Source organism: Methylobacterium sp. B1 (assembly GCF_000333255.1).
GTDB lineage: Bacteria > Pseudomonadota > Alphaproteobacteria > Rhizobiales > Beijerinckiaceae > Methylobacterium > Methylobacterium fujisawaense.
Map to the genome: position 1 here is coordinate 1 of NZ_BACT01000093.1, position 8,777 is coordinate 8,777.

Annotated in this window: 8 protein-coding genes; 4 read left to right on the forward strand and 4 right to left on the reverse strand. The window is 69.8% G+C overall.

The genetic code is table 11. The features are described from left to right. From I53_RS02670 to I53_RS02680, 3 genes are all read right to left on the reverse strand, one after another. Positions 1 to 954 (reverse strand): efflux RND transporter permease subunit (locus tag I53_RS02670; protein ID WP_043346326.1); only part of this gene is annotated, 954 nt, incomplete at its 3' end. A 274-nt stretch (positions 955 to 1,228) separates the two neighbouring features. Further along, entirely contained in the window at positions 1,229 to 2,623 is a 1,395-nt protein-coding gene (locus tag I53_RS02675) for an MdtA/MuxA family multidrug efflux RND transporter periplasmic adaptor subunit (RefSeq protein ID WP_043346328.1), read from the reverse strand. A 286-nt stretch (positions 2,624 to 2,909) separates the two neighbouring features. Beyond that, complete coding sequence (locus I53_RS02680) at positions 2,910 to 3,086, reverse strand: hypothetical protein (RefSeq protein ID WP_251982192.1); 177 nt, start codon at positions 3,084 to 3,086, stop codon at positions 2,910 to 2,912. 353 nt (positions 3,087 to 3,439) lie between these two features. On the opposite strand from I53_RS02680, the gene I53_RS02685 reads away from it, so the two are divergent. The 4 genes from I53_RS02685 (at position 3,440) to I53_RS02700 (ending at position 7,445) form a co-directional block, all read left to right on the forward strand. Then, positions 3,440 to 4,609 carry an aminotransferase gene (locus I53_RS02685; protein ID WP_236962069.1) on the forward strand — a complete coding sequence of 390 codons (1,170 nt, stop codon included), beginning with the start codon at positions 3,440 to 3,442 and terminating at the stop codon, positions 4,607 to 4,609. 81 nt (positions 4,610 to 4,690) lie between these two features. Further along, complete coding sequence (locus I53_RS02690) at positions 4,691 to 5,179, forward strand: DUF4112 domain-containing protein (protein WP_043346332.1); 489 nt, start codon at positions 4,691 to 4,693, stop codon at positions 5,177 to 5,179. A gap of 118 nt (positions 5,180 to 5,297) precedes the next feature. Continuing rightward, on the forward strand, positions 5,298 to 6,512 hold the full coding sequence (locus I53_RS02695) for an ABC transporter permease (protein WP_043346336.1): 1,215 nt from the start codon (positions 5,298 to 5,300) through the stop codon (positions 6,510 to 6,512). A 393-nt stretch (positions 6,513 to 6,905) separates the two neighbouring features. Then, entirely contained in the window at positions 6,906 to 7,445 is a 540-nt protein-coding gene (locus I53_RS02700; protein ID WP_043346338.1) for a MucR family transcriptional regulator, read from the forward strand. Between the two features lie 142 nt (positions 7,446 to 7,587). Here I53_RS02700 and I53_RS02705 read toward each other — a convergent pair. Continuing rightward, positions 7,588 to 8,777 (reverse strand): FAD-linked oxidase C-terminal domain-containing protein (locus I53_RS02705; protein ID WP_043346341.1); only part of this gene is annotated, 1,190 nt, incomplete at its 5' end.

The window sequence follows — 8,777 nt, forward strand, 5'->3', positions numbered from 1 at the left end:
GGCGCCCCGCCCGGCGGCCGGCAGGCTCGCCTGAAGCTGCGGCAGCAGCGCCTTGATCTTGTCGACGGTGGCGATGACGTTGGCGCCGGGCTGGCGCTGGATGTTGAGGATCACCGCCGGCGTCGCGTCGGCCCAGGCGCCGAGCTTGGTGTTCTCCGGCCCCTCGACCACGTCGGCGACCTCCGAGAGCATCACCGGGGCGCCGTTGCGGTAGGCGATGATCGCCGAATTGTAGGCCTTCGGGTCGCGGATCTGGTCGTTGGCGTTGATCGCGTAGGACTGCGTCGGCCCGTCGATCGTGCCCTTGGGCGTGTTGACGTTGAGGTTGGTGATCGTGGTGCGCAGGTCGTCGATGTTGAGCCCGTAGGCGGCGAGCGCCCGGGCGTTGAACCGCACCCGCACGGCCGGGCGCTGGCCGCCCGAGATGCTCACGAGGCCGACCCCCGCCACCTGGCTGATCTTCTGCGCGAGGCGCGATTCGGCGAGGTCGCGCACCTGGGTGAGCGGCAGGGTCTTCGACGTCAGCGCCAGGGTGAGGACCGGCGCGTCGGCCGGGTTGACCTTGGCGTAGATCGGCGGCGCCGGCAGGTCCGAGGGCAGCAGGTTGCCGGCGGCGTTGATCGCCGCCTGGACCTGCTGCTCGGCGATGTCGAGGGACAGGTCCAGGCTGAACTGCAGGGTGATGACCGAGGCCCCCGCGGAGGATTGCGAGGTCATCTGGTTGAGGTTGGCGAGCTGCCCGAACTGCCGCTCCAGGGGCGCCGTGACCGAGGAGGTCATCACCTCGGGGCTGGCGCCGGGATAGAAGGTCTGGATCTGGATCGTCGGGTAGTCGACGGCCGGCAGCGCCGAGACCGGCAGGTTCAGGTACGACACGCCGCCGACGATCAGGATCGCCAGCATCAGCAGCGTCGTCGCCACCGGGCGCAGGATGAAGAGGCGGGACGGGTTCATGGGCGCGACCCTTCCGCGCCGGACAGCCTGCGCTGCAGGAAGGCTTGAATCGGGGGGCACGGACGTCCCATCCGCGCCCTCATCCTGAGGTGCCGAAGCGCAGCGCAGGCCTCGAAGGAGCCCTCCAGCCGGGCGCGCGATCCCTGAAGCCCTCCTTCGAGGCGGCTTCGCCGCACCTCAGGATGAGGAGGAGACTGGGACTGACCTTCCGGAATCTCCCCGACTCCGCGGAAGGGGGAGGGGAGGCCGCGGGTCCCGCGCGCCAGACCCGTCCTCACTGCGCCTGACGGCGCCGGTGCCGACGACCGCCCTCCGCTGTCCCTTGGGCATCCGCCGCCGCGTCGGTCGGCACGCCGGACTTCACCTCACCCTTGCCGTCGGGCTTGGCCTCCGCGGCCTTCCCGTCCCCTGCCGCCGCCTGTGCGCCCTCCGTGATCCGCACCGGGGCGCCGTCCTTCAGCCGGTCGGTGCCGTCGGTGACGACCCGATCCCCGGGCTTCAGGCCCGAGACCACCACGGTGTTGGTCCCGTCGGTCTCGCCGGTCTTGATCGGCCGGACCGTGACCTTGTTGTCCCCGTCCATCAGGTAGACGTAGGTGCCGGGCGTGCCCTGGAGCAGGCTCGCATTCGGCACGAGCGCCGCGCCCCGCACCGTGTCGACGGTGAGCTTGGCGTTCACGAACTGGTTCGGGAACAGCTCCTCGTCGCCGTTGTCGAACAGCGCGCGCAGCTTCACCGTGCCGGTGGTCGTGTCGATCTGGTTGTCGACCGTGTCGAGCCGGCCGGCGGCGATCTCGTGGGCGTCGCCGCGGTCATAGGCCCGCACGGTCAGCTTCGCGCCCGCCCGCACCTGCCGCATCACCCGCGCCACGTCGTCCTCCGGCAGGGTGAAGATCACCGAGATCGGGTGGAGCTGGGTCACCACCACGATCGCCGTGGAGGCGGCCGAGATGTAGTTGCCCTGGTCGACCTGACGCAGGCCGACCCGCCCGTCCACCGGCGACGTGATGTGCGTGTAGGCGATGTTGAGCTTCTGCTGGTCGACCAGCGCCTGATCGGCCGCGACCGTGCCCTCGTTCTGCTTCACCAGGGCGCCCTGGGTGTCGACGTTCTGCTTCGAGATCGAGTCCTGCCGGTTCAGGGTCTGGTAGCGCTGCAGGTCGAGCTTCGAGTTCTGCAGGAGCGCCTGATCGCGGGCGAGCTGGCCCTGGTACTGGGCGAGCAGCGCCTCGTAGGGCCGGGAATCGATCTGCGCGAGTTCGTCGCCGGCCTTCACGGTCTGGCCCTCGCGGAACTTCACCTGGGTGAGATAGCCGCTGATCTGCGACTTCACCGTCACGGTGGCCAGCGGCGTCACCGTGCCGAGGCCCTGGAGCACCACCGGCATGTCGCCGGTCGTGACCGCCGCGACGCCCACCGCCTGCGGCATGTCGGCGCCGCCGTGCCGGCCGCCGCGGCCGCCGCCCTTGTGCGCCGTCGCGGGCTCCGCGCCCTTGTCGGTGCGCGCCTCGTACCAGCGATGACCGATCGCCCCGGCGCCGGCGAGCAGCATCAGGATCACGAGCCAGCGGATCGGCCGGAAGCGCCGCGTCCGGACCTCCCGCGCGGGCGCCTCGCCGGGCTGGTAAGCCCGGGCCGTGTCGGTCCGGATCGGTGAACTCTCGTTCATGCCTGACTAGAGCACATGCCGGTCGCCTGCGCGACCGGCGGCACCCTATCCCTCGCTGTCGAAGCCCCCACTCCGCCTCCGGAACGCCGCGTCCCGAAGACCTGTCCTGAAGCCGCCCTGTCCCTCGGGAACCGACGGCTCCGATCCCGTGTGCGGGAGCATACGCCCATAAAGCTGTCCGGGCCCCGAACGGCTCCTTACCGCGGCGACATGTTCACCTGCGGGTTCACCTGTCGGTGCACTTACCGGTGCCCGGCCAATGCGCCGTCACTAGGGCGGCGACGTTTCAGTCGTGTTGCTGGGTCCCGCCGGCCGCATCCGGCACCGCATAGGCCCGCAGCACCGCGCGGAAGGCGTCATCCACCGGGGTGACGGTCACGGCGCGGCGCAGGCCGATTGCGACGCCGCCGATCAGCAGCGCCAGGATCAGGCAGCCGAGGACCGTGCGTGAGGAAGGCCGCATCGTCGCATCCGGAAGACCCGCCCGACGATCGGAGCGGCCGCCTCCGGACATGCCGAAAGGGCCACCGACCCGCAAGTCGATGGCCCTTCTTGGGGACCGGAGCGGAACCCCGCTGACGGAGCGAGGGGGCGAAGCTCCGTCGGCGTGTGCGCCGCTCCGGCCGTGATCCGAACCTAAGATACGGGTGATGAATGTCAACATTCGTCAGCCGGTGCGTGCGCGTCGGAATCCGGGTCTGTGCGACCGCGCACATTCCGCAACGCGCGGCGCCCATGCTACAGGCCGGCGATGCCGACCCCCTCGATGCCCGGCGCCCCCAGCCGCGCCCACAGCCGCGCCCCCTGCCGCGCCGCATGACGCCCGCCTTCATCAACCCCGTTTTCGACGCCCTCCCCACGACGGTGTTCGAGACCATGTCCCGGCTCGCGCGGGTCCACGGCGCGATCAATCTCGGCCAGGGCTTCCCCGACGATCCCGGGCCGGAGGACGTGCGCGAGCGGGGCGCGCGGGCGCTCCGCGACGGCTGGAACCAGTATCCCCCGATGATGGGGCTGCCGGCCCTGCGGGAGGCGGTCGCCGCCCATTACGCGCGGCACCAGGGGCTCGTCCTCGACCCGGAGACCGAGGTGATGGTCACCTCCGGGGCCACGGAGGCGCTGGCCGGCGCGCTCCTGGCGCTGATCGAGCCCGGCGACGAGGTCGTGCTGTTCGCGCCCATGTACGACGCCTACCTGCCCCTCGTGCGGCGGGCGGGCGGCGTGCCGCGGATCGTGGCGCTGCAACCCCCGGCCTTCCGCCTGGACGAGGCCGCGCTGGCGGAGGCCTTCGGGGCGCGGACCCGCGTCGTGGTGCTGAACAATCCCCTCAACCCGAGCGCCACGCTGTTCGCCCCCGAGGATCTCGACCTGCTCGCCCGCTACTGCCAGCGGTTCGACGTGACCGCGCTCTGCGACGAGGTCTGGGAGCACGTGGTGTTCGACGGTGCGCGCCACCGGCCGCTGATGGCGCTGCCCGGGATGCGGGAGCGAACCGTCAAGATCGGCTCGGCCGGCAAGATCTTCTCGCTCACCGGCTGGAAGGTCGGCTTCGTGATGGCCGATGCCCGGCTGATGCGCGGGCTCGCCAAGGCGCACCAGTTCCTCACCTTCACCACGCCCCCGAACCTCCAGGAGGCGGTGGCCTACGGGCTGGGCAAGCCGGCCCCATGGTTCGAGGCCATGCGCGCCGGCTATGCCCGGTCCCGCGACCGGCTCGCGGACGGCCTGCGCGGCCTCGGCTTCACCGTGCTGCCGGCCCGGGCCACGTGGTTCCTCAACCTCGACGTCGCGAATCTCGGCTACGCCGACGACGCGGCATTCTGCGAGGCGCTCGTCACCCGGCACGGCGTCGCGGCGATCCCCGTGAGCGCCTTCTACCCGGACGCCGCCGTCCGCAACATCGTCCGGCTGTGCTTCGCCAAGGACGACGCCACCCTGGATGCGGCCCTCGACCGCATGAGCGGTCTTGCCGGGAGGGCGGCGTGACCCGTGGCGGCCCCGTCCTTGCGGGGATCCGACCGGGGGGCCACATCGTTGCGGACGATGGCTTCCCGACGGATCCCGACCATGGACTTCACCCAGGCTGCCCAGGCCGGGCGTTTCGCCCGTGCCGAGACGTTCCCCGGGGGCGCGACGCCCTCCAATCCCGCCTTCCTGAAGGCGGATCTCGGCCGGGAGGCGAGCCTCGCCCGGCTGGAGACGCTGGCCCACCTGATGGACACGGCCTTCGTCATCCCGGGCATCAACCGGCGGGTCGGGTTCGACGCGCTGATCGGCCTCGTGCCGGTGATCGGCGACGTGGCCGGCATGGTGATCTCCTCCTTCATCGTCTACGAGGCGAAGCGCCTGGGCGCGCCGCGCTGGCTGCTGGCCCGGATGGGGATGAACGTCGCCTTCGACGGGCTGATCGGTGCCGTGCCGCTTGCGGGCGACCTGTTCGACGCCGCCTTCAAGGCCAACCGCCGCAATGTCCGTCTGCTGCGCCGCTGGATGGAGCGCAGCGGCGGTCTGCGTCCCACCGAGATCGAGGGCACCGCGACCCGGCTCGACGGCTGAGCCCCCTCAGCCGCTCCCCGTCCGGCCGGTCCTGGGGCTGCCCGGATCTCTGGGCGAGTCTCTGGGCAAGCCCCGGGGCAGCGGGATGGCGCGCGGCACGGGCCGGGAGACAGCACGGATGAACGAGGTCACGCGTCCCGGCGAGAGCGAGGTCGTGCCCGCGCCGATGCCCGGCGCCCAGCCGCTGGTCCTGCGGCCGGACGAGGGGGCACCGGTCCCGGTCGCCGCTGCGGGCCGGCGTACCCGCCTGTCGCCGCTCAACCGGCGCCGCCTCGACAATTTCCGCCGCAACCGGCTCGGCTACGGGTCGTTCCTGATTTTCGCGGTCCTGTTCGTCCTCAGCCTGTTCGCGGAATTCATCGCCAACGACCGCCCGATCCTGCTGTCCTACAAGGGCGAGTGGCTGGTCCCGGTGCTGGTCGACTATCCCGAGGAGAAGTTCGGCGGCTTCCTCGCGACGACCGATTACCGGTCCTCGGAGATCCGCAAGGAGATCGCGGCGAACGGCTGGGCGCTCTGGCCGCCGATCCCGTTCTCGTACGACACGATCAACGAGGATCTGCCGACGCCGTCGCCGTCCCCGCCCACCTGGATGCTCACCGACGCGCAATGCCGGCCCGTGGCCGAGAAGCTCGGCGGCACGGGCTGCGCGGACATTCCCTGGCACTGGCTCGGCACCGACAACACCACCCGGGACGTGCTCGCGCGGGTGATCTACGGCTTCCGAATCTCGGTGCTGTTCGGCCTGATCCTGGCCGCGGTCTCCTCGGTGATCGGCGTCGTCGCGGGGGCCGTGCAGGGTTATTTCGGCGGCTGGGTCGATCTCGCCTTCCAGCGCTTCATCGAAGTCTGGGGCGGCATCCCGACCCTCTACCTGATCATCATCATCTCGGCCTTCATCGCCCCGGGCTTCTTCGTCCTGCTCGGGATCATGCTGCTGTTCTCGTGGGTGGCGCTGGTCAGCGTCGTGCGCGCCGAGTTCCTGCGAGCCCGGAATTTTGAATACGTCCGGGCCGCGCGGGCACTGGGCCTGTCGAACATCCGCATCATGACGGTTCATCTGCTGCCGAATGCCATGGTGGCGACCCTGACCTTCCTGCCGTTCATCCTGAACGGCTCGATCACCACCCTGACGTCCCTGGACTTCCTCGGCTTCGGCCTGCCGCCGGGCTCGCCCTCCCTCGGAGAGCTTCTCGCGCAGGGCAAGGACAATCTCACCGCGCCGTGGCTCGGATTGACCGGCTTCCTGGTCATCGCCGTGATGTTGAGCCTGCTCGTCTTCGCCGGCGAGGCTGTGCGCGACGCCTTCGATCCGCGTAAGACTTTCGTCTAACGTCGCGATCGGCGGGCGAAAATGACGCAGGCACCCCGCCCGTCTTTCCACAACTGTACGAAGATCGAGCGTTGTCCCGGCATGACCGCAGGGCAATCGTGAGCGATCGTCTAGGTGCGCCCTCGGTCCGGGCGGTAAAGGTCTCTGCCGCCAGCGAAAACCCGGCTCCAGGATCCGGCTAGCATTCGTGGGACCGGCGGGGATAAAGCGCTTCAGAAGTGCGCCTCAAGTGCCATCTATGCAACCATACCCTGTAAGCCCAGCCGCGTGATCGAGGTTTAGACTTCTGCACGATCACAGATAATTGTATGAATCGCCTTGCATTTTCTGGACGCTGTCTTAACTCGCGAAAAGTGAGGATCCAACCAGGCTTTTGCGCCGAGGAAAGAGAGAATGTCAGAAGCTGCGCCGACATCGCAATTGGACTACATCGAACGGACCGTGGACGTCGTCGCGGCCTACGTTTCCAACAACTCGCTACCCTCGGCCGATTTGCCGGCCCTGATCGCGAGCATCCATGAGGCTCTGAACGCGATCGGATCCGGCCCGGTCGCCCCGGCGACCGAGAGCGTCGAGCGGCCGACGCCGGCTCAGATCCGCAAGTCGATCCGCCCTGACGGACTGGTCAGCTTCATCGACGGCAAGTCGTACAAGACGCTGAAGCGCCACCTGACCAAGCACGGGCTCGATCCGCAGAGCTATCGGGAGCGCTACGGCCTGCCGGCCGATTACCCGACCACCTCGGCGAACTACTCGGCCCAGCGCTCGGCTCTCGCGAAGAGCCTCGGTCTCGGCCAGCCGGGCCGGTCTCAGTCCGCCGACAAGGATGCGGAACCCGCTGACGAGGCGGTCTCCGCCCCCGCCCCGAGCCGGCGCAAGGCTTCGGCCGCCGCGACCAAGCCGCGTGCCGGCCGCAAGGTCGAGGCCGCCTGATCGCGGCCGCGGAAGCCGGACGGTCGTAGGCGCGCGATCGGAGACGGTCGCGTCCTCACCGTCCGCAGGTCCTGCAGGGCGCCCTGGCGCGCTGTGGATTCAGGCTGGCTGCGGTCCGGCCTGACGGTCACGCGGCCGCCGATCAGGCCGCGAGCCGCCCATCCAGCGGAAAGACCTTGGCGGGGTTCAGCATCCAGTCCGGATCGAACACCGCCTTCACCCGCATCTGCTGCTCGAGATCGACCTGATCGTACTGGAAGCGCATCAGGTCGCGCTTCTCGATGCCGACGCCGTGCTCGCCGGTGAGGCAGCCGCCCACCTCGACGCAGAGCTTCAAGATCTCGTCGCCCGCGGCCTCGGCCTTCTGCAATTCGCCGGGCGTGTTGATGTCGAACAGGATCAGCGGATGCAGGTTGCCGTCGCCCGCGTGGAACACGTTGGCGACCCGCAGGCCCTTCCCGGCGCAGATCGCGCCGATCCGCTCCAGCACCGGACCGAGCTGGCCGGTGGGGATCGTGCCGTCCATGCAGATGTAGTCGGAGATCCGGCCGGTGGCCCCGAAGGCCGATTTCCGGCCCTTCCAGATCGCGGCCGATTCCGCCTCCGAGCGCGAGACCCGCACGCTGGTCGGGCGGAAATCCTTGGCGATCGTCTCGATCCGCGCCAGCATCGCGTCGCACTCGGCATCCGAGCCCTCGACCTCGATGATCAGCATCGCCTCGGCGTCGCGGGGGTAGCCGGCCTGGGCGAAATCCTCGGTGATGAGGATCGCCTCGCGATCCATGTACTCGATCGCCACCGGGATGATGCCGGCCGCGATGATCGCGGCCACGCAGTCGCCCGCATCCTCGACCTTCGAGAAGCCGACCAGCACCGGCCGCGCCCCTTCCGCCGCCCGCAGGATCCGCACGGTGGCCTCGGTGACGATGCCGAGCTGACCCTCCGAGCCGCAGACGAGGCCGAGCAGGTCGTAGCCGCCGCTGTCGAGGTGTTCGCCGCCGATCTCCACCACGGTGCCGTCGTTGAGCACCAGGGTGACGCCGAGCAGGTTGTTGGTGGTCACGCCGTATTTCAGGCAGTGGGCGCCGCCGGAATTCATCGCGATGTTGCCGGCGATCGTGCAGGCGAGCTGGCTCGACGGATCGGGGGCGTAGAAGAAGCCCTCGTGGGAGACCGCCCCCGAGATGGCGAGGTTGGTGATACCGCTCTGCACCCGGGCGGTGCGGTTGGCGAAGTCGAGGTCGAGGACCTTGGTCATCTTGCCGACGCCCAGGATGATCGCGTCGGCCTGCGCGATGGCGCCCCCCGCGAGCGAGGTGCCGGCGCCCCGGG

Bases quoted from the DNA above. Each gene is read 5' to 3' on its own strand.
- I53_RS02675 (WP_043346328.1), bottom strand. From the start codon at position 2,623: ATGAACGAGAGTTCACCGATCCGGACCGACACGGCCCGGGCTTACCAG.
- I53_RS02680 (WP_251982192.1), bottom strand. From the start codon at position 3,086: ATGCGGCCTTCCTCACGCACGGTCCTCGGCTGCCTGATCCTGGCGCTG.
- I53_RS02685 (WP_236962069.1), top strand. From the start codon at position 3,440: ATGACGCCCGCCTTCATCAACCCCGTTTTCGACGCCCTCCCCACGACG.
- I53_RS02690 (WP_043346332.1), top strand. From the start codon at position 4,691: ATGGACTTCACCCAGGCTGCCCAGGCCGGGCGTTTCGCCCGTGCCGAG.
- I53_RS02695 (WP_043346336.1), top strand. From the start codon at position 5,298: ATGAACGAGGTCACGCGTCCCGGCGAGAGCGAGGTCGTGCCCGCGCCG.
- I53_RS02700 (WP_043346338.1), top strand. From the start codon at position 6,906: ATGTCAGAAGCTGCGCCGACATCGCAATTGGACTACATCGAACGGACC.